Below are 22,976 nucleotides of genomic sequence, written 5' to 3' on the forward strand. Positions count from 1 at the left end.
TGACTACTTTTCATTATAAAAGAAATCGGATTCACCGAAACAAAAATTACTATATTATGGGGGTTTCTCATGGCTAACATCGTTAAAATTAGAGCTAGTGTATTTGCACCATATGCCTGGTTGGAACCTATAAAAGAACCTGCAACAGGAAGCGTACTGGAATACGCTGGTGATGCACGTGAATTTACACCCTACGCTGTAAACACAATGCGGTCAAGATTAGAGCAAGAAGTGATTATTGATTTTTTTAAAAAAGAAATTTTAACATATGCAAATGCTTGTATCGTAACTGTAAAAGTTACAAATCCAGATGGTTCAATTGATTATAAAAAAGGAAAAACAAGTTCAGAAAACATTGTATGTACTAATGTTGTGTGGGGCGCTGACGATGTTTCTTTTGAAATGAGAGCTAGTGCCAGTAATCCTTTAAATACAGCAGCACCTGCGGCTGACTATTTATTAACTATACGTGTTAACCAAAATGGTGTGGCGTATATTGAAGGTTCACATGATGGGTTCCCCTGCTATGAATTTTATAAACAAACAGATTTTGGTCCATTTGAATTAATCTATACACATAATTTTAGAGAAACTGGTGATACTCCAGAAGCGCTAGCTGGAGATATGGAATACAGTTTTAAAAAGACAATCTAGAAGTAAATATGAATTAGAAGAGTATCACTTTTTGAACAAGAAGCAGCAAATATTAAAGGAAAAGCAATTGATTTTTGCGAAAGAAATTGCGGCCTGTTTTGCTGAATGGCTCAATGTTATGAATTACTCAAAATAAAATTAGAATTACAGAGGTGTTTCTGATGACTAACATCGTGAAAATTAGAGCTAGTGTATTTATTCCAATGTCTTGGACTGAACCTAGGAAGGATACTAAAACAGGAAACCTGATTCAATTTGAAGGTGACTCACGTGAATTTACACCTTATGCTGTAAACACGATGCGTTCCAGAATTGAACAAGAAGTAGTTGTAGATTTTCACAAAAGAGAAATTTTAACATATGCGAATACTGGCATAACAATGGAAAGAATCACAACTTCAAATGATTCCGTTAATAAAAGAACAGGAAAAGCTAGTACAAAAGATATTTTGTGCACTGATATTGTTTGGAGTTCTAATGATGTCAGATTTCAAATGAGTGCAAGTGCGAGCAACCCATTAAATGCATCTGCCCCTCCTGCTGACTACCTATTAACGGTACAGGTCAAAATAGATGGTACTGTAGATATTCATGGTGAACATGATGGATTCCCTTGTTATGAATTTTATAAGCAAGTAAATTTTAGTCCGTTTGAAGAAATTCATACACATGATTTCAGGGAAACAGGTGATACAGCCGAAGCTCTAGGTGGAGAAATGGAATATAGTTTCAAAAAAATATTGTAATACAAAAAATCCTTATAACAACTTATGAGAAGCGTCAGGAGAAAAAGAGATTGAAAACAGTTTTATTTGTAAAAGCAAACAATCGGCCAGCAAACCAAGCAGTGAGTGTGAAATTATATGAGGCTTTTTTAACGAGCTATAAAGAATCACATCCAAATGATACAGTGGTAGAGCTTGATTTATTCAATGAAGAGTTGCCATATGTAGGAGTAGATATGATTGACGGTACATTTAAGGCTAGTAAAGGGCTTGATCTAACATTAAAGGAAGCAAAAGCGGTAGCTGTTGCTGATAAATATTTAGAACAATTCCTTGCAGCTGATAAAGTTGTATTCGGTTTCCCGTTATGGAATCTAACAATCCCAGCTGTCCTACACACATATATTGATTACTTAAATCGTTCGGGAAAAACCTTTAAATATACGCCAGAAGGTCCAGTAGGTCTTCTGAGAAATAAGAAAATTGCATTATTAAATGCAAGTGGTGGTGTGTATTCTACAGGACCAGCAGCTGAGGTAGAAATGGCTGTAAAATATGTAGCAAGTATGATGGGCTTTTTCGGTATAAAAGATATAGACAAGATAGTAATTGAAGGCCACAACCAATCTCCAGATAAAGCAGAAGAAATTATAGCGACAGGGCTTGAAAAAGCTATTAAAGCAGCAAGTACGTTCTAATTAACAAAACACATGTCACTCAATATTGCAGTACCAACACTTTTATAGCGTTGGTACTGTTTTTTTCACACTCACCTCGCTACTTTTGAGCAGTAAGAACTCAAATGATGTGTATTTAAGGTCTCTGACTCCAGAGAGGTTTTATCCTTCTTGCCTTAACGATGGATAAAATGTAGCTTTCTGCTGTGCTTAGAAAACTCATCATATCCCGCGTCATTGCTTTTAAAGTCTGCCAAGAGTGATAGAAGAGTCGTCTGGAACATCGGAATGTAATAGAACTCAAAAAAGTGACCGCCTCCAACTAATGCAAAAAAGCATCAAGTTAGCTTAATAAGCATTATATCAATTAGATAGACTTTCATTTTCCAATTCAACTTCTTGATTACAATACTCAACATAAAGTAATTTCATAGCTTCAATAATTATTTCATCTGCTAATTTCTCTTTATTTCGATTTGGTAAATTCTTCGCACCCAAAACATATAATAGTGGATTTTTGGAAAACTCACCTATTATCCCAATATCAACTATCACCTTATCTAATCCACCAGTCATATGATTTAAGAAATGGCTTGGTATACCTTCTATATCACCTCGTTGCCTAATTAAACCATTAATAATTGGAATCCATAAATCAGGATTAGTTTTGTATCCTTGAATTATTAATCGTAAAATCTCTAACATCTCACTCAATTCTCCGTTATTATCCAAATCTCTTGGATTTTGAGTAATATTTATGTTTTTAAAATATGATTTTATTTTATTGTTAACCATTTCCCATCCACCACAAAATTGAACAATTCTATTTGCAACAAAACTATCGTGACAGGCTATCATCACTTCCACCGCATCTTGGAGTGCTAAGTTCTCTCTACTTTGAAAGTGGGGATACACTTTATTACTATCCTCTTCTGGATTTAAAATTATATCTTCAACAATGTCAGTCCATTTATAGTGTCTTTCTTCAACTAATTTTGCTATACAAAAGGCAATTGCAACTTTTGCCGCAGAAGCAAGAGGTACTGATAAACCTTTATTCAATGATAAAACTATTTCCTGTTTCACTTGTGAATAAACAATAATTCCCACTTCAGCTGACTTTAATTCCTCTAATTTATCAAGAACCTTCTCCACTTTCTAACCCCACTTCGCACAATTTTTCACTTACTTATTTTCTTTGTAAACTTGTCCTTGATAAATTAACCTGACACGTTAGTTCAACAAGACAAAAAAGTTGCCTAAGCATCCATTTTTTAAAGAACTAAATTAACTTAAAATCAAATGTATTCTCCTCAACATAATTTGTTTCCTTGGCACTTTTTATAATAATATCGAAATTTTTACTGTATGGATGCATAAACACTTCGTACTGAATACGTCGCTCATTGTGAGATTGCTTTAAATAATCGATATCCGTTCCTCTTTCCTCTATATCTCGAGCGAATCGTCTCTCTAGTTCCGTATCACCATCAGTATAAAAATAAATAAGAAAATCAAATAGATCAGGATTTGCAAAAGCAACACTCATACCTTCTACAATAGTTAATTTGTTTTGTGAAGTAAGTATTTCATTCTTTAAATAATGTGTATCAATCGTGAGTAAATTCATATTTTCCTTTAGCATCAGTACATCTCTTTCTAAGGATGGTACATGATGCGCTGCGGGGTGGCATGCTGTCATTTTAAAGCGATGTAGTGTTCCTTTATGTATATAGTCAATCACTGCGTTTTTTCGTATTGCCGAACTCACTATGTATGGATCTGTATTAAGATAGTTTACATCGTGCTTTAACTCTTCCATTAACATATGTGCAAAAGTTGTCTTTCCTGCAGCCCCATGACCAGAAATCCCAATAATCAGCTTCTTATCCGAATTTTGAATCCAATGTATGATTTCTTGAATTAACTTGTTCATCCTTCTCCTCTTTTCTAAAATCGTCTTGTTCTTTAGTGAAAGAGCGTCTCTGTTTAATAGAGAAATAACCCCTTTCCTTCTTCAACTAGCCCCGTTAGTTCAATAAGAAAAAGAAGCTTTCAAAACAAATGCATCGTCTTTTACTTCGCATCCGTCAGTAAATTAGCGGTGGTCATTCTTATATTGCAACCACTCATTTATCTCCGCTTTTAAAAATCGTTCCTGATTTTCTAAATTAAAGTATGGAATAAATCGATAAGTGTCAAAGCTACCTTGTAGTTTTGCCTTCTCGAATTCATCTTCCTTTATAATGTTTTCTATCGATTGTTCGCTTATCTGAAGATATCCTGAAAGTTGCGTTTTAGTCATTACTTCTGGTATTGAATTTGTAGTTGGTTGTGAATTATTATCTTCACTTGCTGAATTCGAAAAAGTATTACTAATAATAAAACCAGATATTATTATTGATATTCCCACTATCAATGCACTAATAAAATAAGTTAACTGTTTCAAGTTTTCACCTCCTAATATAATATATTTCTTATCTAACTAGTCTGCCCCGTTAGTGCAACATAGTAAATAATAAAGCAATTAGATAAAGTGGTACTCCGATAATTAACATCCCAGCAAAAAGATAACAGATACTCGTAAATATAAACTTAAAGAAATCATAGACAGCTCCGGCTAAATCGTCAATAAACCTTGCCATTTATATCCCTCCATCTTCCCATTACTATTATTAGTTAAGGTAGCTTATCCAGTTTAAAAAAATATGCTGTTAGTTGAACAAGAAAAAGAGCCGTTTTAGTCACCCAAAAGCATCTGGTACCACATTCCAAATGAGATAAATGGAAATTAGTACGTGGAATATAACTCCGATACTCAGCATCAGATTGATACTGAAACTTTTAAGAATTCCCCTATACAGATAATATAACCCTAAAAGCACAAAGGAATAGACGACAGGAATTCCTACACTGTACAGTAATTTACCCGTCTCTGAAATATCTCCTGGTGGTGCATCGGCTGCAGAGAATAAAATACCCATTATCAAAAGTGATAAAAATAGTTCAACAAAATAGGTGACTGTGGCTACGATTAAAAAATATGCACAGTATGCAATCGTTTGTTTCATGAAATCCCTCCTACGAACACTCTATACTCATTTTAAATTGTGGTAATATTACGTTAATGTATTCAACTAAACTGCCCCATCAGTTGAACAACTGAATGTTCAGATGATTATTTAAGTGTAACATATTTACAGATATTGGTTCAAAAGAGCAAGTTAGTGTAGCCAGCTTATATACCTGTTACAGCAGGCGAGATGATAGCGTTTAAATGCCTTCGATACTTGTTCATTGATTATCCATGAACAAGTATCGAAGTGTAAGCTACAAAAGGATTTCGATCCTATGAAGTCATTAGAAATTAAATGAAATCTTAATGGCGAGAAGTTTGATATGGAGAAGAAGCTAAAGGCAGTTGCTATGGAGCATAGAGAGCCTTTAGCTGATATGTAACTGTTTAGCGAATTCCATGAGCCTTCAAGCGCTTCACAGTTCAATGCCGCCACTAGCAATCGAGCGTATAAAGGCATAACAAAAGGACTTGCATATATGAGAATCACTCATACACGCAAGTCCTGTTTTTATTAAACTAAAGCGCCCGTTAACGGAACTTCTATTTAGTATTTACCAAGACAATATTTTGTCTTGCTTAAATTGACAAACCAGATGATAGAAACTCACGCAGTTTTTGTTCATGCTTGTCGAGCATAATCTGTTCCGGTTTGATGCCCTGCTCACGCAGTACTTCAATGTTCTGCACGAGGAATTCGTCGCTACCGACAACATAGAAGAGTCCATCCTTGTCTGCAGCAAGATTTTTCACTTCTTCATAGTAGTCTTTACGGTTATCGACGAACTGTGATGTGAACTTCTTGTCAGATGCTGATTCAAATATAGTAGTGAATAAGAAATCTTTTGATGAATCGATGTTCAGGGAATTAATTTGATTGACGTTGTCAGCACGTTCGAAATAATCAAGTACAAGCGGTCTGAAAGTTGCCAGGCCGACACCTGATGACAGCAGGTAAACATTTTTGTCTTCTCTCTTAAGCGGTACATTTGAATGAGTTTTAAATATTGCTACTTCATTGCCGACCTCAAGGTTTCTTAAAATAGTTTTAAACTCAGAGCACTGCTCTCTGATGCGTGTTGTGATACCAATTGAATTTTCGTGCGGTAAAGTGGAGATTGACATGTGGCGAATCAGGCTACGGTTTGGTTTATCTCCGGCATTAAAACCTTCCAGTGCGAAGTGGGTGTGGGAACCTTCTTCCCATGTAAAGCCTTCCGGACAGTCGAGCAGGTACGTTTTAACCTCAGGCGTTTCTTCAATAATCTTATTTATTTTAGTCCAGTATATTTGCATTTTATATTCCCCCTACTTAATTATATATATATCGTTACTATCAAATATACAATAAGTGATAACTATTATCAATTAAGCGGGTTTATTATTTCAGATAATTTATTCAACTTGAATTTAATGACATTTTAGAGAAAAGTCTTGAACCTGAATTATTCAAAGTTCCAAACGTGCACGTTCTCACCACTAATTATTCAATATAATGGCCCGTTAGTTGAACAAGGATAGTTGTAAATAGTCTTCAGGGTAGGATGACTTTTTTGAGCTGTTCTTTCGTTGATAAACTACTATCATTTGTACCAACCAAAAAAAAATATCCGTGTGAAATCACTTCTGTTAGAGTGTCACTTGGACCTAATTCGAATATAGGAAACTGTACCGAGACTTTCCCCTTCAATTCATCTCTATCCTTTATCTTAAATCTTATTTCCTTTTCCTTCTTCAACTAACCTCCCCCGTTAGCTCAAAAAGAAAAAAAGCCGCCTAAGCAGCCCCTGTTGTTCGACTAAAGCACTTCGTTAGTTGAATAAGATAAAACAATTTTGTATTCCTGTCGCTTTTGATTAAAGTTAGAAAAAAACAAGTTTTCAATCCTTGTATCAACAATCTGAACAGAAGGATGTTTATAGTTTTTTACTTAGTATTTCTCCGGGTAAGCCGTCAAATTCACAAATCTTTTCAGAGATAAATCCTCTTTTAATTAAAATCTTCCTAGAAGCAATATTATCTGGGTCAATAATGGCTTTCAGAGTCTTTAGTTCTGATTTCTTAGCCCATTCAATCAATACCTTCGCTATCTGACCGCCATACCCCTTACCCCAATGCACTGGATTTATCATATATCCAATTTCAGCAACTTTATTATCTTCTTCGTCCAAAGTTAAATGTCCAAGTCCTATAAATTTATTGATTGAAATATCGTAGATTTTATATGAGCCAAAGTGTTCATGTTTTTCATTGCGTTTTAATAACTTTTGAAAATCGAATTGAGCTTCTTCAAAAGGGATAGCGTATTCAGTAATTTGTGCCATAACTTTTTCATTAGATACAAGACTGAAATAATCAGCAAAGTCACCCTCTTGAAACTTTAGTAATTTTAGTGTGTGCATTATATTCCTCCTAAAAGTAACCCATGATATTGAACTAAACTCCCCGTTAGTCAAATAAGTGAGTTTCACTTTTGGTTAGAGAATACCATTGTACTATGTGTGTTAGTCCTCATTTATAACTATACCACCAGAAATATTAAACTTATTCCAAACCCAAGCATGAAAAAGTTTCTCTAATACTTTTTCTACTGCTTTTTCATCCATATTCTCATCAATACCTAATTTTTCAAAAGTGAATATTTCTGCCTCCCCGGACCCTTCATATTCAGTGTTAAATGAAAAAGTAACTGTTTTACCCACTTGTTTATTCCCCATTCAGTTCGCATTTTTTGACTACTACCTTTAGTGGAATAACAAGTTAACGATTAGCGTAATATTCTTTCGGATTTGTTATTCCATTTCCAATTAAAAATTCAGCTTCAGATTTGATCATTTCAATGTAGTTACTTTTTTTAAAAGGTTTTATTAACTTATCAATTCTTCTTAGACTTCCTTTTATCTTTGTTTCATTATTTTGAACATCCACAATTACAGTTAAATATGCTTCACCATTATATTTTACTACCCCTGTTACTTGTTTTTTTTCTAAATCTATATTTGTATATTCGGGTACGATTCTTAATGACGCAAAGGTTGTCCATCCCACCGGACTTTGTTTTGATTTCAGTCCGATCTTAAATATAAAATAACTAACAAGTTTTTTTATTCTAGATATCATTTTCCCCCTCCTAATTTACAAGGAATATCTTGTCGCACCTTAGATGAATCAGAACAGGAACTATCCAATCTTTTTAGAATAAAACCACTAGGTAACGGAATGCTCTTTCTTCTGTTTCCTCTTATAAAAATAATGCCAAATTAAAAAAATCGTCCAAGATATTACAGATAGTAAAAAAGTTAATTCATTAAATTGCATTAGGAGTATTTCTGCTATCACAGTTGGTACCATAATAATTAACCACATTCTAACTACCTTGTTTTTAAAACTTAGTTCAAATCGGTCACTCATATACCTCACCCCTTTTATCTTTAACTAAATTGACCTGTTACTTGAATAACTTTTCTTATATTAACTACTTCGATGCCCTCGCAATTTCACCTACTTATTCAACTCTCCTTCCCATAACTCTGAAGTTATGACACTAAAGAAATAAAAGAAAAGACCATCTATTGACAGTCCTGTTCTTGAGTTAAAGCAACCGTTACTTCAACATTCAATATTAGGATATTTATTTACTTCACACACGAAAAAGCCAGTACAATTGGAATTCGTTGTCTTCTAACAAATTCATCTTCACTACTAAAATGTTCACGCTTCGGTGTACCTTCACGTAAATCTAGAACTGAAAATCCAGCTTGTTTAAGTGCTATAAAGTAATGTTCGATTGTACGATGATACTTAACCACTATTTGGTCAATCCAAGGCTCTTTTCTTTCCCCCTCATGAAAGTAGTCATCGACAATCCAATTACCGCGTTTATCTCCAGATTGCTTACTAGCAAAAGACGAAGTTGTAAGTGGATGCTGAATACTAAAAGCAAATCTCCCGTTTTCTTTAAGTGTTTTATGAACATCTTGAAACAGACGGTTAATGTCTGAAACATAATGGATTGCAAATCGAGATGTCACAAGATCAAATGCCTCTTTTGGATAATCATAAGACTCCATTGTTTCAAAGTGTATTGTCCCGTTTTGTTCAAGTATGTTAGAGCGGGCCGCTTCAACCATTTGTTCCGAACCCTCTACTCCTGTGTAGTTTTTTGCTCCTAAATGTAAGAGTTCTTTTCCAAACGATGCATCACCACACCCTAAATCTAAGACGCTACTATCTTGAAAACTCCCAATTAATTCATAGATAATCGGTCCTTCAATGGCATTATTTGGACTATCGTTTCTGCTTCTTCTAGTCATGTAATTTTTCAAAAAATCCGTTTGATCGTAAACGCTAGGTCCTTTAAATTCCATCGAAACGTCTCCCCCTCTAACATTTGAGATGTAGGGCGATTCATCGCCAAATATACAAATTAATGTATTTTATCACATGTTACCCAGAATTTACAAGTGGGGAGTTATATACTTTTCAGAAAAAAATTATTGCTATAAACAATTCCTTATTGAACTTAACTGTTCGTTAGATTAATAAGCACTTTTTACATTTCACCTTGTTTTATCCATGTCAGTATTCGATAACTACCGAACACTGACACTAAGAGAAGTAAAATCATAAATATAACGTAGATTGATAAGCTATTGATTTCTTGTAACCCTTCGACATTAGCCATCATCCACATGGCCAATCCAAATAGCATCAAGTAACAAAATACATTAGGAATAATCCATACGATCCTTAACTTTACGTTTTTCAAAAACATTCCCCCTCAAAGTAAGTACGACTATCAGCAAGAATAGATTCCAAATAAATATTTCCTTGTTCAACTAAGCTGCCCTGTTAGTTTAAGAAGAAAAAAGTCCTCCCTAAGAAGCCCCCGTTGTTCGACTAATGCACCCCATTAGTTGAAGAACTTTTATTTCTTATCTCTAATTTCTTCTAAAATTTCTATTACACGATTGTTTTGGCTTTCAATATTCTTCAATCTTATTTAAATAATATATGAAGAGAAAAATACAATAAGTATAAGGGCTATTCCAGTAATTAATTCCATATCTTCTCCTCCTATGAATTCAGTTTACGTTTAACAGTATAATTATTCCAACCAATATTCTCCATAAAAATACTTAAACTAAACTGCCCCTTTAGTTGAACAAGAAAAAAGAGGCGTCTAAGCAGCCCCCGTTGTTCGACTAATGCACTCGTTAGTTCAAAAAGAAATATAGTTCCTTTGAGAAATATGTTTAATCTGAAAACAAGATGTAAGTCCTAATTCACGATTTTGTTTAGGCTATGTTCTTAAAAAAATGTTGCTGCTGTTTTTAATTAAAGAAGACCCTTTTGAGATCCTCTTTTGTTTATATTTTTTGCTAACGCATCTGTTAGCTAAGTGAATCAATTTCATAACTACTTATTTAATATTTAAAGACGGACAACTGTTGAGTGTATTATTTTATTGTTCGTTACTCTCGTTGATTGTAGTGCAGGGCGGCGACTTGGCAACCTAAGTTCGCCGCGTCCTGCGGCAACAAGGAGGGATGGAGTCCAATCCCTCCCCGTTGCATGATCTACATCCTGTAAGCCTCGGGAACAGTACGAGCTGAAGACCCTGGACTGAGCGTAGCGAGGGAGCATTGGCTGTAAAATTTCTGCAAAGGACGCAGAAATTATTACAAATCGAACCCTACGCTGTTCGATTGGCTGAAGCCGTACCCGCGGAAATCAACCTTGTTCGGATTTTATAGTTAATACTTCTATTATGAAATTGATTCAAGTAGGAAATAATTCAATAAAATCACAACAAATTTTCCCTATTATTATTTCTTAGTATCGAAACCAAATACACAGTGAGGAAACCAAATAAACCAAGAAATAGTTGGATTAAGCTTAATACAAAAAATACTGATGTTGGTAAGTACCATTCTCCCAACAAAATAGTTGGTATAACAGTACAAAAGAAAAATAAAGCTCCCATAGTGAGGGTCATTGTGAATTTTTTTATATCATTCTTTTTAAAACTGTAAATTGAAGCTATGCCATTTCCAATTCCAAAAACAATCATTCCAAATAAAGCTAAACTCGCCCAATTAGTAAATGGTAATACGCCTATCCACTCTTGTGGAAATGTATCGAAAGCTCCTCTTTCTAAAAACATTGACACGCCTAGATAAAAAGCTCCTAAAGACAATATTAAATTATAAGAATTTATTATGTTTTTTAGTAACATTTTTCCCTCTCCTTTTATTTCCACTTTAAATAAACTGCTTCGTTAATAAACAACTGAACAATCAGTTTATTTAACAGTGAACGCATTTACAAATAGTGGTGTAGTGATGATTTAGCAGGCGATGGAATGATTGACTCTATCGTCTTTTCTCTATGAGTAAGAGCGTTCCTATGAGCTTGTGAAGGTATAACGAAAAGACCTGCACCCTGGAAATCAATCTTATTCGCAAGTCCTGTTCTTTTTAAGCTTAAGTACCCGTTTGTTTAAGTACATTTTTTCACAATCTTATAAAGCAACTGTACTTTTAAGGCTGTTTGTATCCTTTAAGAACTTCTCCGTTAGTATTTCTCAATTTTTATTGTTATATTTTCTTCGCTAATTGCTACGTTTTCTGTTTCAGAAACTCTCTTTATAGAATCTTCAACTATTTGTCGAATCATCGTATCATCAACTTTTACACCCTTCGGGAAACCTACTGATACAGAAATTTCTTTTACACTACCACCCAAGGATATTGCTATTGAATCCGCCTCAATTGCCGTTTGTTCTGTAATGGATACTATTATTTCATTGCTTAATTCAGATAATAAATTTGATATTCCATCAATTTCCTCGTTTTTCGGGACAGCTACTACTTCCTGCTCGCTTTCTATTTCCTCGATCATTTCTGCTTGAACTTGTTCCTCTTTCTGCTCTCCATTACACCCAACTAACCAAATTGAACTAAATAAAATCCCTGAAATTATAGCTTGTTTCATCACTTCTAAACTCCCCTTCAAAAAAAACATAGTGCACATTCCTCAACAATTCTCCATACGTAAGTTTGACGGTATCTATTGGTAAAAGTTTCAATTTTAAACATAATATTCTTTAACTAACCTCCCGTTGGTTCAAGAATAAAAAACACGCTTACATAACAATTGCGCCATGTAATAATCGCCTCCTCGACTATCCTGCTACGTTAGTATAATAAAAAAAAAGAGCCTCCTAAGAAGCCCCTGTTCTATAACTAAAGCACCCATTAGTTGAGGATACTAAGCTCAATAATTTTCTTTTTTCCAACGTTTATATTCTATAAACTCTAAAAGACCATAAGCTGTTATCATTGAAAAAGTAGGGACAACATAATACTTCGGAGGTCCAAATATTAAGATAGCAACAATGAAAACTGCAGTAAAAAGTGTTGTATTAAAAAGATATAATTTTTTTCGATATTTTAAATAGAATTTTACCTTATCCATTACTTTTCCTTTCACAACTTTAATATGTTTATTTCCACGTTTCACTTCTCCCACTACAACAAAACTTTTCCACATTTATCTAAGTGAATCACATTCCAACTTTTCACTTTTTACTTTTTAATTGAATTAGCCACCGCAGTTAGTATCCACCAATTAATCGCCACAAAAAATAACCTCTTCTTGAACTAACCTGCTTCGTTAGTTGAACAAGAAAAAGGATCCTCTAAGCAGCTCAATGATCTTCAAGTAAAACACCCGTTAGTTTAATAAGAATCAAAAATCACACCAGCATTTTAGCCATTTTTCTCTTTATAAAAGACTAGGTCCAGAAAAACAATTCCAAAAGATAAACCTAAGGAGATAGTAACTATGTTATACAAATCAAATTCTAATGATTTGAAAATATAGTCAGCAATATAAGGAAACCCACTTAATAAAACAAAATAAGCAATAAATTTATACAGTCTTTTTCTTATTTCAATCCATTTTAATTTTCTCACATTGATAATTACCGCAATCATGAAATAAAAAGCAGAAAGAAAAAGAAAAATGATATAGCCGATTACAAATGCAAGAGAATAAGAACTATCAATATCCTTATATACAATGAATAATGTAGTTATTGTACCTACTGCTAGCAGTGCATAAATGATATACGTTAAAATATTTTTCTTCATTTTACACCCCACTGGTTTTCAATAGCTTACCTTTTCTTTACGTATCTCAGAAAAATCCGAATTTGTTTATGAGTAATTTTCACCTTTTTCAGCTAACCTACCCCTTTTGTTTAATATGAACAGTGACGCTTATTAACTAATCGCGCACATTTATTTAATTAGCTGTTAATCCATAGTGAGACAATACTGTACCAAAATAAGATATCATATCCTATGAGGAAGAAGCCTTTCAAGAAAAGATATTAAAATATTAGTTCGTGTACTTCCCCATTAATAACCATTATTAAGCCGATCAATGAAAGCACTATACCTACGTAAAAAGGCCAAGGATTATCTTCTTTTTCTTTGTCAAAAGTAAAAAAGGTAACTATGCAAAAGATAAGGGTAATAACAGGAATAAAGCCATACTGAGGTCCAAATGTGAACGCAATTCCACCCAATATCAATCCTATAAGCCCATAAGGGTTTTGAGTTTTTTTTCTGTCTATATATTCTTTGTCATCATTGGATAAGCCCTCGTTTCTGTCCCCCCATATGTCGATGACTTTCATTCTATTTAGGAATTCGATTGTTTTTTTAACGCCTTCATAAACTGCACCTGCTTTCCCGTTAATCCAACCTCTATCATTTAATTACGATTTTCCTCAATCTAACCCGATTGTTGAACTCTTTTTCTTGTTCAACTAAAGGGCCAGATTAGTTTAATTAGGGTTTGAATGTTTATGAATGTAATATTGCAAAAGAGGTGTTTTTTTATAAAGGGTTTATATGAAGCACATTTACCAGTAAGTAATTTACAAATTTCAACTGAGTTTTATGAAAAACTTGGTCTCAAAATTTATAAACGCCTCTTTATTATTTTTCTGTGGGAATGAGGTCCTTCAACCATCGTAAAAATGCTTTCTCTGTATTTTCATTTACGTCTATCTGAATCCAGCGTTTGTCTTTCGGTATTCGCTTATACCAATCTAGTTCTCTCATGGCAAAATATTGTCCCTTATCATCACCGTAATCTGTCATGAAAAGCACCTTTTTCCCGCCATTATCTAAATAATAACAATACCCTTCATATTTTACCCCTCGGACCCAAACAATGGGATGTTCGTGGTTTATCTTACATAAGCACATATTTCCGTTTAAGGCTTTGAAGATATTTAAGAATTTAGATAGATATTCTTTCTTCACTGGGACAACAGGGGCAGCATAACGCGGTTCTCTATATGCGAGACCCGTATGTCCTTCCTCTATCATTACTGCATAATAATTATCTTCTTTAAAGTCTTTATTATTCATATCTCTTAAATAGTAATGACCATACTTATTTAAAATCTTCTCAATATGTTTAAATGGAGGTAATACTTCACCGTATAAAAGCATAACTTTGTTTTCCATAAATCCTTATAACACACTCATTTCTGTTCATTTTTTGCTTTCAATCAAAATGAGCCCAACCATTAATTCTGAGTAGAATAATATCATACGAATAAAGCTTGTTAAGCTAACCCACCCCTTGCTCACTTAGAAAATTAGCGACATCTTCATTTCCATATTCCTTTGCATAAGAGAGGGCAGTATTTCCATCATCGGTTTTTGCATTTATGTCCGCACTTCTTTGTACGAGTAATTTCACGGTTTCTAGTTGGTCATAACAACTTGCAATTATCAAAGGAGTAGTATCATCATTAGACTTAATTTCAATATTAGCACCACTATTCAGAAGATATTCAACGATTTGTATATTTCCATCAGCAGCTGCTTGATATAGAGGTGAAAACCCATCTTCGTCTTTTGTATTAATATTTGCACCTACGGAGAGGAGTAGTTTAACGATATCTAACTCTCCTTCCTGAACAGCCCAGCGGAGAGCTGTAAATCCAGATTCATCCGATTTATTAACGTCTATTCCAGAACGGATTATCCGCTTTACCTTATCCAATCTACCATAACAAATAGCCCACACTATTTCTCCCCTATACCTCTTTGCTATTTTCATTATGATTCTTTTTTTCATTATTTGTCCTCCTAATTACTACAGGTATCCATTATAGCTCTTGTTGGACTAACCTGCCCCGTTAGTTCAATAAGAAAAGAGCTCCCCAAGAAGCCCCTGTTGTTGAACTATAGCACCCGTTAGTTGAATAAGAAAAGGGACGCTTATTCAACAATCGCGCCTGTTTATGGAAATATATTCCGTTTTTATATACTCAGACATATTTTTCTGGTATGTACAACCGCATATAAAGATAACCATCCTCCATATCGTCTGTTATTTCAAAGCCTATGTTGATCCAAAATTTTTGTGCGGTTATATTTTCTAGATTAACTGGTAAGGAAATCCTACTTGCATTGTATTCTTTCCGCAAATATTCAACACAAAGCCTAGCCGCTGCTGATCCATAGCCTCTTTTTTGAAAACGGCTATCTATCATAAAATTTATGATTTGGGGATTATTTTCGCCAATATACATTAAAACATAGCCCACCATCACATTATCGGCATAAATTGCAAAGGGCCGTGCACCATCATAAAGCACCCAAGCTTCGGCTAAAGACCACGCTACAGAGTCTACAAAGCCCTCATTGATAGCAGTTGTATGCAAGTTTAAACATTCTTCATAATTGTCCTGATTAATTGTTCTTAACTCCATCAAAAAATATCACCTTCCAAATATAGTTAAGGATGTTTAATGTAAATAATTCAACTTTTGAAAAGTGGAATTAGCAAATAAATCTTAATACAACCTGGAAATCCTAGAACTTAATGCTCCAATTGATTTTGAATCTGTTCTGCTTGATAATAGTCATTCATATAGTCGCATTGCACCACTTTATTATTATAGCTCTATGACACATAATGGCCCGATTGTGGAACAAGCTAAAAATTTTCTTATTGAACTAACCTGCCACGTTAGTTCAATAAGAAAAGAGCTACCTAAGAAGCCCCTGTTGTTGAACTACAGCACCCGTTAGTTCAAATTTCATGCCAACAATTCCACACGCTTTTAAAGTATTCCGATAAAATACCTTCTCCTTGAAATCTGTCTTCAAGAACAGCGTGAACCTGTTGAAATTCATCTTTACGTTTTCCCTTAGGACTGTGAAAGGACCCCAAGTAAGAATATTTATACACTGGTTCATCTGGGCTAAGTTCATAAGCACGCTTTAACATCGAAATACCTTTTTCTTCCCAATACTCATAGTCACCAAAGTAATACGGGAACAGTGAAATTATATAACCAAAACACCACAAAAAATCCTCATTTGTCATAAAATTAGCCAATCCAAAATCCGTAACCTGACGTAGCACTGTCTCTAATTCATCAAAGTCTACATCTTTAATGCCCAAAGGTCCTTCTTCTGCTAGAATGTACCAACAAAAGAACCCAAGTCGAATAACCGTTTTTAAGTCACTAGGATTTTGGTTCCAATTTTTTATCAGGAGTGATTTTGCCTCATTCCATTTGCCTTCACTTTCTAGTGTATCAACTTCAGTCCACCGCCAATCCATCATAGTGGGCACACCACCTATCCTAAATATTCATTATCCGTTACGAAATAAGTGACTCTTTCTTGGCTAAAGCCTCGTTCTTATCCAGCTAACCTGCCGTTATTTGAACAAGAAAAAAGACGCTTACATATTAATCGCGTCCGTTAGTCCAACATGAATAATACATTAAGGCTTAATCGCATCAATAATTAAAGACGCAAAAACAATTTCGTCACCTTGATTTCTTGGGTCATATTTTTTCGAACGAAATATTACACCTTCCTCACCGTCCCAATCTTGTAGTTGGAATGTGCCATTTTCATCAAAATATTCAAGTAGCCTTACTTCAAACCCAGCTGTTTCAAACATTTTAGATATAGTTTTATAGTTATGAACTATTTTATGACTGGCGCAAATATGATCTTTTGGTCCAGGACCTCCAATTTGAACTCCATTTTGATATTCCTCATTTGGAAAATATCCATCTGGAACTGCACAACGTATATACCCAGAAGGTTTCAAAAAATCATAGCAGTTCTTAGCCGCATCTATACCCTCTTCATATGTTAGGTGTTCCCAAACGTGTTCAGCTAATATTGCAGTAACTGAATTATATTTAAATAGTTCAATCCACTGTTTTTTATCTAATAAACCCAACTCTTCTTCCTGTGTATGTATCCATCCATGATTATTGTTATAAACACCAGCTCCAATTACTACTCTAACATCTTCGTGTTTACTCATTCATATCACCTCAATAAAGTTAGTTATATGTAATATTTGAGCTATAAAATAATAATTACCCAATAATCGGCAGTTGTTTTTTCGATAATAAATCATCGGCAAGCATCTTATGGTCGGTATATATATTCTCTGGTAGCTCTTCAAGTGAATAAAAGATATTCTCTATGGACTCATCGTTACTTTCAACTAAATCCCCACTGTACCGTTTACAAATAAATGAGAAATGAACCAGAGATACTTGGTCTCCATTAGAAAATGTCTTGTCATATTGAGGGCCAGAATAAATCCTAAATACCTCAATTTCGTCCAATTTAAGTCCCGTCTCTTCGTAGATTTCTCTCCTAGCTGTATCCTGAACGCTTTCACCCAGTTCCATAAATCCGCCTGGAAACCCCCATTGACCATTATCAGATCGTTTTTGCATTAGCACTCGATTTTCATTATCAAATATAAATGCACTCGCAACAACCATAATTACCTTCTCGTTACCCACCATTGACCTTAAACGTTGTATATAATCCATTAAAGCATTCCTCTCGTTTTAGCAATATATATCAAACCACTATAGCCCCTTCTTCAACAATCCTGCCCCGTTAGTTCAATAAGCAAATTAACATTAGCCTTTAATAGAAACTTTCACTTCAATGGAAAGTCAAAATTCACTTTTTTTATACGGTAATTATTTACTTTTTAGCATATATAATATCCCTTAAAATCGCAGTATAAGCATCTTATACAATGACCATTGTATATTGAAAAATTCTCGCTAAAATTGTTTGGTAAAATCATTTAAATGGCTATATACCACAACAACGTGACTTCTATGCTAGTGCGAAAAAGTATGTAACTTCCCCTGCTACTTTGTTGTCCTCTCCCCCAAAAATGAACCGGTTACTATACAATTTCCTTATCTCCGTAATTTCTCCATCTCACTTCTAGCTTCATGATATTGTTTGACCACCTTTTCGCCTACATGATGAAAAATACTCATATATAAGGTATCAACGACCGTCAGTTGCGTCATTCTGGAGGGTATGCTTCCAATTCTAAAATCCTGTTCAACATTCGGGGTACAAAGTTTGATATCTGCTGTCTTGTATAAGGGCGACTTATCGAGATTCGTAATTGCGATAACAATTGCCCCTTTCTTCTGAGCAAACTGGGCAAGCTCCAACACATCGCTCGTCTTTCCTGACGTGCTGATGGCAACAAAAACATCATCTTTATTTAAATAAGGAATAACCGTAAGCATATAATGAAAATCTAGAGAGGTAATAGATTGATACCCCAGTCTAGTAAATTTGTAATGTGCATCTAGTGCTGCAGTCGATGATCCGCCAACACCAAAAAAAACAATTTTCCGCGCAACTTTTATGGCATCTACGGCTTTCAATAGCTCCTTCTTATCCATGGAGTTCGTACAAGATTCAATTGCAAATTTATTCACCTGTATAACCTTTTGAAAGGAGTCATAGGGAGTATCCTTCTTCTGCAAAATCGAAAAATCCGTTAAGTTCATTTCTGTTAAAGTTAAATCCTTTACGAGCGCAAGTTTAAATGACTTGAAGCTGCCCATTCCAATCGATTTGCAAAAGCGAATCACACTCGCCTCGCTTACACCTATCTTTTTTGACAACTCATTTGTTGTCATATTAGGGATTAACTCCGAATGTAGAATTATATATTCTCCAACTTTTCTTTCTGCAGCAGATAAAATAGCCAAGCCTTGTTCAATTTTATCGATTAATGATTTCATTTCTACACCTCCACCATCTCTAGTATATACGACTTGAAAGTTTAATATAGAATTGCTGAAATGTAGTTGTGATAAAAGTAAAAATAGTTGAATTAATTTCATCTTCCATGCTTCCCAACTACTCTACCAAGCCTCCATGCGAAACATTGTTGTGTGAAAAATTATTCATGGTATGACACGCACCTTTCACAATGTATAAGTAAACTCATCTACAGTTCCCCCAGCCACTGCGTGAAGTTCGTCTCCCTTGGACCAGAGGCTTGCCGCCTGCATTCTTCAGATTCCCAGTACTCCAAAAAGCGACCCCTTTTCTACAAGAGGTCGCTCGATTACTTATTTATACAACAAATATTTCTCACGATCACGGTTAAATTTGTCTAGACCAGACTGCCACGTTTTTTTCATATCCTCCACAGACTTTCCTGCTTCAATATCGGACCGGATAGAGCCATTACCGACGAGGTTATCAAAGAAGGAAATTCCGTTGCTACCCGGCGCTCTAAACTCAAAATCGTTTGGATACATATCATGGATGGTTTTCGCTATATATAACCCAGTTTCAAACGGCTTATATACGTTTCGATTTGTGATATGGATTTGAATGCCGTGGCTCAACTTATTCGCATGCTTTGAGAAAGTCGGCGTAAACGAAGCCGCTCTAAAGGTGACTCCAGGCAATTTGTAAGAATTCAACTTCGCCGCCAAATCCGTGCTGTTGATGAACGGAGCACCGATTAGTTCAAACGGCTTTGTCGTTCCTCTTCCTTCTGAAACATTCGTTCCTTCAATTAGTGCCGCACCTGGATAGACAAGGGCCGAATCCAAGGTAGGCATGTTTGGTGATGGAAGGACGAATTCCAATGGCGTTTCATCGTAATACATGCTTCGCTTCCAGCCTTCCATTTTCACGACCTTTAAATCCGCACCAATCTTGAATTCTTTATTGAAAAGCTGCGCTAATTCTCCAACCGTCATCCCATGACGTACTGGAATCGCGTACTCACCCACAAACGAGGAGTACTTATCCTCGAGAACAGGGCCCTCCACTTTCATTCCACTAATCGGATTCGGGCGGTCAAGAATGATAATCGGAATATTGTTCTCCTTTGCCGCCTCCATAGCTAAAGCCATTGTGTAAATATACGTGTAAAATCGTGCACCTACATCCTGAATATCGAATATCAACACATCGACATTGCTCAGCATTTCAGGTGTTGGCTTTTTCGTTGCCCCATAAAGGCTATACACGGGAATCCCTGTTTTTTCATCTATATACTTTTCAACATATTGTCCAGCTTGCGCATCCCCTCGGACACCATGCTCAGGACCATAAAGAGCTGTTAGTTGCACATTAGAATTAGTGTGAAGCAAATCTACGATACTCGTGACATCTTTATTTACACCCGTCGGATTGGTGATCAACCCTACCCGCTTACCCTTGATCAAATGTAGCTGATCCTGCAATAAAACCTCCACACCCAAGCGAAACTTCTTATTCTTCTTTTCTTTATCATCCTTGGCAGCAACAGCAGAAAAAGTAGAAAGTACTAGAACGAACGCAAGTAACCCCGTAAGCCATCTCTTCATAAAAATGCCTCCCTCTTTCTATTTAATGCATAACCAAAAACCAGCTTAGTACCCTAACCCATGTCCAAACTCGTATAAAACGCCGCCTTTTTGATCGTAAATAGTAACTGGAAGCTTACCTGTTGGTTTATTTACCCCAAAAATCGTGTTAACGGATGCTTCATAGCTTGCTGGTCTGAATCCATACTGGACGAGATAAGCATCTACATTTGGGTAGGACATAATATCATACGGATTTCGGATTCCTACAGCAATAACTGGTACATCGGTTTGTTCGATAAGTTGATTTGCTAGCCTCATTAGATTATTACTTGGCTCTCTTCCGCTCACTGTGGAGGTATTGGTACCTAAAATGATATAATCAGCCGCTTTTGCTTGCGTCAATTGTGATTCTGTAAGGAGTGTCGCAGTATTTATAACTGTACTATTTTTATGATGCTTTTGAACCTCAGCAGCAAGGAGATCAGCGCCTGAACCAACCACAACAATCTTATCTTCTGTCCCTGCTTTTAGCGGGAGCTCAGCATTATTTTTTACAAGCGTAATCGATTTTGCTGCTGCTTCGCTTTCTACCGCTTTATGTGCAGCAGATCCTACCACTTCTATGGCAGTAGCAATCTTCTCATCTACGCTTTTTTCTACCTCAGCCTTCACAATGCCTCGATTTAACTTCAACGTTAAGATTCGTTCAACGGACTGTTCGATTCTTTCATTTGAAATTTCTCCCTTGTGAACTGCTTCGTACAGACCCTTTGCTACTGCCTCAAGACCTACAGGCATTAAAAGAATATCTGTTCCTGCTTTTACAGAGCGGATGGCAGCATCGACTGCACCAAAATGCTCAACGATCGCCCCCATATTCATCGCATCCGTAACAATAACTCCCTTGAAGCCCATTTGCTCACGCATCAAACCTGTTAGTACTTTTTGAGAAAGCGTAGCTGGTAGAGCAATTTCTGTTCCATCTTTTTTCGAAATGACTTTTGTATCATCAATTTTTGGGAAGGTCACATGTGCCGTCATAACTGCATCAATACCAGCATCCATCGCCTGCTGGAACGGGTATAATTCTACCTTTTTCAGACGCTCCAGATCATGTGGTACCTCTGGAAGTCCTACGTGGGAATCCACTGCCGTATCCCCGTGACCCGGAAAATGCTTGGCCGTTGCTGCTGTTCCACTTTCATGAAGTCCTTCAATGTAGGCATTCCCCAATTTCCCCACTAACTCAGGGTCCTCCCCAAAGGAACGAACACCTATGACAGGATTATCAGGATTATTATTTACATCCAGTGCAGGTCCAAAATTCATATTAATACCAAGGGCGTTTAGCTCTTCACCAATGGCCATACCAACCTTTTTTGCTAACTCTTCAGATCGCGACGCTCCTAACGCCATGTTCCCAGGAAAATCCGTACCCGTCTGAAGACGTGTTACAATCCCGCCTTCTTGGTCAACGGACACCAAAAGTCCGTACTTTTCTGATGCTTCCCGGTAAGCACTAACTAGCTTCGTCGTTTGCTCAGCTGTCACTGTATTTTCGCGGAATAATATCACGCCGCCCAAGTGATACTCTTTAACAAGTTGGGCAATTTCAGCATTCATTTCCGTAACATTTTTACCCTTCCAATTTCTAAAGTCAGGCATTAGCATTTGTCCGACCTTTTCTTCCATCGTCATCTGCTTGATGGCGTTGCCGATAAGGTCATAGCGAACGCCTTTTTCTTTTTCAACAATAATCTGATCTTGATTTCCTTTATATTGAATGGAGATCCGGTCACTGAATTTTCCATTACTCACAGAGATAAACGTTTTACCATTGTGACCAGATAGACTAACTTTGCCGCCTTGAGTAACAGAGGCAACATTTTTGTTAGAAGACTTCCAAGTTACATTCTCTGATGCTAGTATAAAGTGGCCATCCTCATATACATGCAGGCCATTTAAATCAAGCTTGTTATCCTTCACGTCTCTTTTGACCTGCGGAACATTAAGGTCAATTACTAAATCCTTGATTCCCGAAGCAGCCGATACCCCCGCGTGCGGAATCCCCATTAACACTAATGAAAATGCAATAATTGAGATGATACATTTCTTGACTAATTTACTCATAC

Annotated in this window: 27 protein-coding genes; 3 read left to right on the forward strand and 24 right to left on the reverse strand. The window is 35.7% G+C overall.

All coding sequences use genetic code 11. The features are described 5' to 3' along the window. Positions 1-69 precede the first annotated feature (69 nt). The 3 genes from FQ087_RS12285 (at position 70) to FQ087_RS12295 (ending at position 2,077) form a co-directional block, all read left to right on the forward strand. Positions 70-654, forward strand: a complete 585-nt coding sequence (locus FQ087_RS12285) for a DUF3238 domain-containing protein (RefSeq protein ID WP_149580894.1) — start codon at positions 70-72, stop codon at positions 652-654. Between the two features lie 161 nt (positions 655-815). Next, a complete protein-coding gene (locus tag FQ087_RS12290; RefSeq protein WP_149580895.1) occupies positions 816-1,400 on the forward strand; it encodes a DUF3238 domain-containing protein in 585 nt (194 codons plus the stop codon). A 50-nt stretch (positions 1,401-1,450) separates the two neighbouring features. Further along, on the forward strand, positions 1,451-2,077 hold the full coding sequence (locus tag FQ087_RS12295; protein ID WP_149580896.1) for an FMN-dependent NADH-azoreductase: 627 nt from the start codon (positions 1,451-1,453) through the stop codon (positions 2,075-2,077). Positions 2,078-2,419: 342 nt separating this feature from the next. On the opposite strand, the gene FQ087_RS12300 is transcribed toward FQ087_RS12295, so the two are convergent. The 24 genes from FQ087_RS12300 to nagZ all read right to left on the reverse strand — a co-directional run bounded on the left by FQ087_RS12300 (position 2,420) and on the right by nagZ (position 22,974). Further along, on the reverse strand, positions 2,420-3,211 hold the full coding sequence (locus tag FQ087_RS12300) for a serine hydrolase (RefSeq protein WP_149580897.1): 792 nt from the start codon (positions 3,209-3,211) through the stop codon (positions 2,420-2,422). Between the two features lie 127 nt (positions 3,212-3,338). Then, positions 3,339-3,992 (reverse strand): uridine kinase family protein, encoded by a 654-nt coding sequence (locus FQ087_RS12305; RefSeq protein ID WP_149580898.1) that lies wholly within the window; start codon positions 3,990-3,992, stop codon positions 3,339-3,341. Between the two features lie 162 nt (positions 3,993-4,154). Then, positions 4,155-4,505, reverse strand: a complete 351-nt coding sequence (locus tag FQ087_RS12310) for a Clp protease ClpB (RefSeq protein ID WP_149580899.1) — start codon at positions 4,503-4,505, stop codon at positions 4,155-4,157. Positions 4,506-4,800: 295 nt separating this feature from the next. After that, entirely contained in the window at positions 4,801-5,127 is a 327-nt protein-coding gene (locus tag FQ087_RS12315) for a hypothetical protein (RefSeq protein ID WP_149580900.1), read from the reverse strand. Positions 5,128-5,711: 584 nt separating this feature from the next. Beyond that, a complete protein-coding gene (locus tag FQ087_RS12320) occupies positions 5,712-6,428 on the reverse strand; it encodes a ferredoxin reductase domain-containing protein (protein WP_149580901.1) in 717 nt (238 codons plus the stop codon). A 238-nt stretch (positions 6,429-6,666) separates the two neighbouring features. After that, positions 6,667-6,870 (reverse strand): hypothetical protein, encoded by a 204-nt coding sequence (locus tag FQ087_RS12325; protein ID WP_149580902.1) that lies wholly within the window; start codon positions 6,868-6,870, stop codon positions 6,667-6,669. Positions 6,871-7,048: 178 nt separating this feature from the next. Further along, entirely contained in the window at positions 7,049-7,534 is a 486-nt protein-coding gene (locus tag FQ087_RS12330) for a GNAT family N-acetyltransferase (RefSeq protein WP_149580903.1), read from the reverse strand. A gap of 102 nt (positions 7,535-7,636) precedes the next feature. After that, on the reverse strand, positions 7,637-7,834 hold the full coding sequence (locus tag FQ087_RS12335; protein ID WP_149580904.1) for a hypothetical protein: 198 nt from the start codon (positions 7,832-7,834) through the stop codon (positions 7,637-7,639). Between the two features lie 58 nt (positions 7,835-7,892). Continuing rightward, the gene (locus FQ087_RS12340) at positions 7,893-8,252 is read right to left on the reverse strand and encodes a hypothetical protein (protein ID WP_149580905.1); all 360 of its coding nucleotides are present in this window, start codon (positions 8,250-8,252) and stop codon (positions 7,893-7,895) included. Between the two features lie 515 nt (positions 8,253-8,767). Continuing rightward, positions 8,768-9,499, reverse strand: a complete 732-nt coding sequence (locus tag FQ087_RS12345) for a class I SAM-dependent methyltransferase (protein ID WP_149580906.1) — start codon at positions 9,497-9,499, stop codon at positions 8,768-8,770. A 185-nt stretch (positions 9,500-9,684) separates the two neighbouring features. Next, complete coding sequence (locus FQ087_RS12350) at positions 9,685-9,900, reverse strand: hypothetical protein (RefSeq protein ID WP_255452314.1); 216 nt, start codon at positions 9,898-9,900, stop codon at positions 9,685-9,687. Positions 9,901-10,938: 1,038 nt separating this feature from the next. Next, positions 10,939-11,370, reverse strand: a complete 432-nt coding sequence (locus tag FQ087_RS12355) for a hypothetical protein (RefSeq protein ID WP_149580908.1) — start codon at positions 11,368-11,370, stop codon at positions 10,939-10,941. 338 nt (positions 11,371-11,708) lie between these two features. After that, positions 11,709-12,128: a topoisomerase gene (locus FQ087_RS12360; RefSeq protein WP_149581457.1), complete on the reverse strand. Its 420-nt coding sequence runs from the start codon at positions 12,126-12,128 to the stop codon at positions 11,709-11,711. A gap of 282 nt (positions 12,129-12,410) precedes the next feature. Further along, positions 12,411-12,665, reverse strand: coding sequence for a hypothetical protein (locus tag FQ087_RS12365; protein WP_149580909.1), 255 nt, complete (start codon positions 12,663-12,665; stop codon positions 12,411-12,413). A gap of 239 nt (positions 12,666-12,904) precedes the next feature. Then, positions 12,905-13,288 (reverse strand): hypothetical protein, encoded by a 384-nt coding sequence (locus FQ087_RS12370; protein ID WP_149580910.1) that lies wholly within the window; start codon positions 13,286-13,288, stop codon positions 12,905-12,907. 855 nt (positions 13,289-14,143) lie between these two features. Continuing rightward, positions 14,144-14,680, reverse strand: a complete 537-nt coding sequence (locus FQ087_RS12380; RefSeq protein WP_149580912.1) for a hypothetical protein — start codon at positions 14,678-14,680, stop codon at positions 14,144-14,146. A 106-nt stretch (positions 14,681-14,786) separates the two neighbouring features. Next, a complete protein-coding gene (locus FQ087_RS12385) occupies positions 14,787-15,299 on the reverse strand; it encodes an ankyrin repeat domain-containing protein (protein WP_149580913.1) in 513 nt (170 codons plus the stop codon). A gap of 193 nt (positions 15,300-15,492) precedes the next feature. Further along, the gene (locus tag FQ087_RS12390; protein ID WP_223145606.1) at positions 15,493-15,936 is read right to left on the reverse strand and encodes a GNAT family N-acetyltransferase; all 444 of its coding nucleotides are present in this window, start codon (positions 15,934-15,936) and stop codon (positions 15,493-15,495) included. Between the two features lie 323 nt (positions 15,937-16,259). After that, positions 16,260-16,799, reverse strand: a complete 540-nt coding sequence (locus FQ087_RS12395; RefSeq protein ID WP_149580915.1) for a hypothetical protein — start codon at positions 16,797-16,799, stop codon at positions 16,260-16,262. A 162-nt stretch (positions 16,800-16,961) separates the two neighbouring features. Then, positions 16,962-17,519, reverse strand: coding sequence for a class I SAM-dependent methyltransferase (locus FQ087_RS12400; protein ID WP_149580916.1), 558 nt, complete (start codon positions 17,517-17,519; stop codon positions 16,962-16,964). 55 nt (positions 17,520-17,574) lie between these two features. After that, positions 17,575-18,042: an NUDIX hydrolase gene (locus FQ087_RS12405; protein ID WP_149580917.1), complete on the reverse strand. Its 468-nt coding sequence runs from the start codon at positions 18,040-18,042 to the stop codon at positions 17,575-17,577. A 384-nt stretch (positions 18,043-18,426) separates the two neighbouring features. Continuing rightward, positions 18,427-19,275 carry a MurR/RpiR family transcriptional regulator gene (locus FQ087_RS12410; protein WP_149580918.1) on the reverse strand — a complete coding sequence of 283 codons (849 nt, stop codon included), beginning with the start codon at positions 19,273-19,275 and terminating at the stop codon, positions 18,427-18,429. Between the two features lie 333 nt (positions 19,276-19,608). Then, the gene (locus tag FQ087_RS12415; protein WP_149580919.1) at positions 19,609-20,862 is read right to left on the reverse strand and encodes an exo-beta-N-acetylmuramidase NamZ family protein; all 1,254 of its coding nucleotides are present in this window, start codon (positions 20,860-20,862) and stop codon (positions 19,609-19,611) included. A gap of 45 nt (positions 20,863-20,907) precedes the next feature. Continuing rightward, the gene (gene nagZ, locus FQ087_RS12420; RefSeq protein ID WP_149580920.1) at positions 20,908-22,974 is read right to left on the reverse strand and encodes a beta-N-acetylhexosaminidase; all 2,067 of its coding nucleotides are present in this window, start codon (positions 22,972-22,974) and stop codon (positions 20,908-20,910) included. Positions 22,975-22,976 lie beyond the last annotated feature (2 nt).

Source organism: Sporosarcina sp. ANT_H38, assembly GCF_008369195.1.
Taxonomy (GTDB): Bacteria; Bacillota; Bacilli; order Bacillales_A; family Planococcaceae; genus Sporosarcina.

What these genes read in the sequence shown, in the direction of transcription:
- FQ087_RS12330 (WP_149580903.1), bottom strand. Translation starts at nt 7,534, where the DNA reads ATGCACACACTAAAATTACTAAAGTTTCAAGAGGGTGACTTTGCTGAT.
- FQ087_RS12370 (WP_149580910.1), bottom strand. Translation starts at nt 13,288, where the DNA reads ATGAAGAAAAATATTTTAACGTATATCATTTATGCACTGCTAGCAGTA.
- FQ087_RS12385 (WP_149580913.1), bottom strand. Translation starts at nt 15,299, where the DNA reads ATGAAAAAAAGAATCATAATGAAAATAGCAAAGAGGTATAGGGGAGAA.
- FQ087_RS12315 (WP_149580900.1), bottom strand. Translation starts at nt 5,127, where the DNA reads ATGAAACAAACGATTGCATACTGTGCATATTTTTTAATCGTAGCCACA.
- FQ087_RS12285 (WP_149580894.1), top strand. Translation starts at nt 70, where the DNA reads ATGGCTAACATCGTTAAAATTAGAGCTAGTGTATTTGCACCATATGCC.
- FQ087_RS12395 (WP_149580915.1), bottom strand. Translation starts at nt 16,799, where the DNA reads ATGATGGATTGGCGGTGGACTGAAGTTGATACACTAGAAAGTGAAGGC.
- FQ087_RS12290 (WP_149580895.1), top strand. Translation starts at nt 816, where the DNA reads ATGACTAACATCGTGAAAATTAGAGCTAGTGTATTTATTCCAATGTCT.
- FQ087_RS12305 (WP_149580898.1), bottom strand. Translation starts at nt 3,992, where the DNA reads ATGAACAAGTTAATTCAAGAAATCATACATTGGATTCAAAATTCGGAT.
- FQ087_RS12415 (WP_149580919.1), bottom strand. Translation starts at nt 20,862, where the DNA reads ATGAAGAGATGGCTTACGGGGTTACTTGCGTTCGTTCTAGTACTTTCT.
- FQ087_RS12360 (WP_149581457.1), bottom strand. Translation starts at nt 12,128, where the DNA reads ATGAAACAAGCTATAATTTCAGGGATTTTATTTAGTTCAATTTGGTTA.
- FQ087_RS12380 (WP_149580912.1), bottom strand. Translation starts at nt 14,680, where the DNA reads ATGGAAAACAAAGTTATGCTTTTATACGGTGAAGTATTACCTCCATTT.
- FQ087_RS12345 (WP_149580906.1), bottom strand. Translation starts at nt 9,499, where the DNA reads ATGGAATTTAAAGGACCTAGCGTTTACGATCAAACGGATTTTTTGAAA.
- FQ087_RS12355 (WP_149580908.1), bottom strand. Translation starts at nt 11,370, where the DNA reads ATGTTACTAAAAAACATAATAAATTCTTATAATTTAATATTGTCTTTA.
- FQ087_RS12340 (WP_149580905.1), bottom strand. Translation starts at nt 8,252, where the DNA reads ATGATATCTAGAATAAAAAAACTTGTTAGTTATTTTATATTTAAGATC.
- FQ087_RS12320 (WP_149580901.1), bottom strand. Translation starts at nt 6,428, where the DNA reads ATGCAAATATACTGGACTAAAATAAATAAGATTATTGAAGAAACGCCT.
- FQ087_RS12410 (WP_149580918.1), bottom strand. Translation starts at nt 19,275, where the DNA reads ATGAAATCATTAATCGATAAAATTGAACAAGGCTTGGCTATTTTATCT.
- FQ087_RS12390 (WP_223145606.1), bottom strand. Translation starts at nt 15,936, where the DNA reads ATGGAGTTAAGAACAATTAATCAGGACAATTATGAAGAATGTTTAAAC.
- FQ087_RS12400 (WP_149580916.1), bottom strand. Translation starts at nt 17,519, where the DNA reads ATGAGTAAACACGAAGATGTTAGAGTAGTAATTGGAGCTGGTGTTTAT.
- nagZ (WP_149580920.1), bottom strand. Translation starts at nt 22,974, where the DNA reads ATGAGTAAATTAGTCAAGAAATGTATCATCTCAATTATTGCATTTTCA.
- FQ087_RS12405 (WP_149580917.1), bottom strand. Translation starts at nt 18,042, where the DNA reads ATGGATTATATACAACGTTTAAGGTCAATGGTGGGTAACGAGAAGGTA.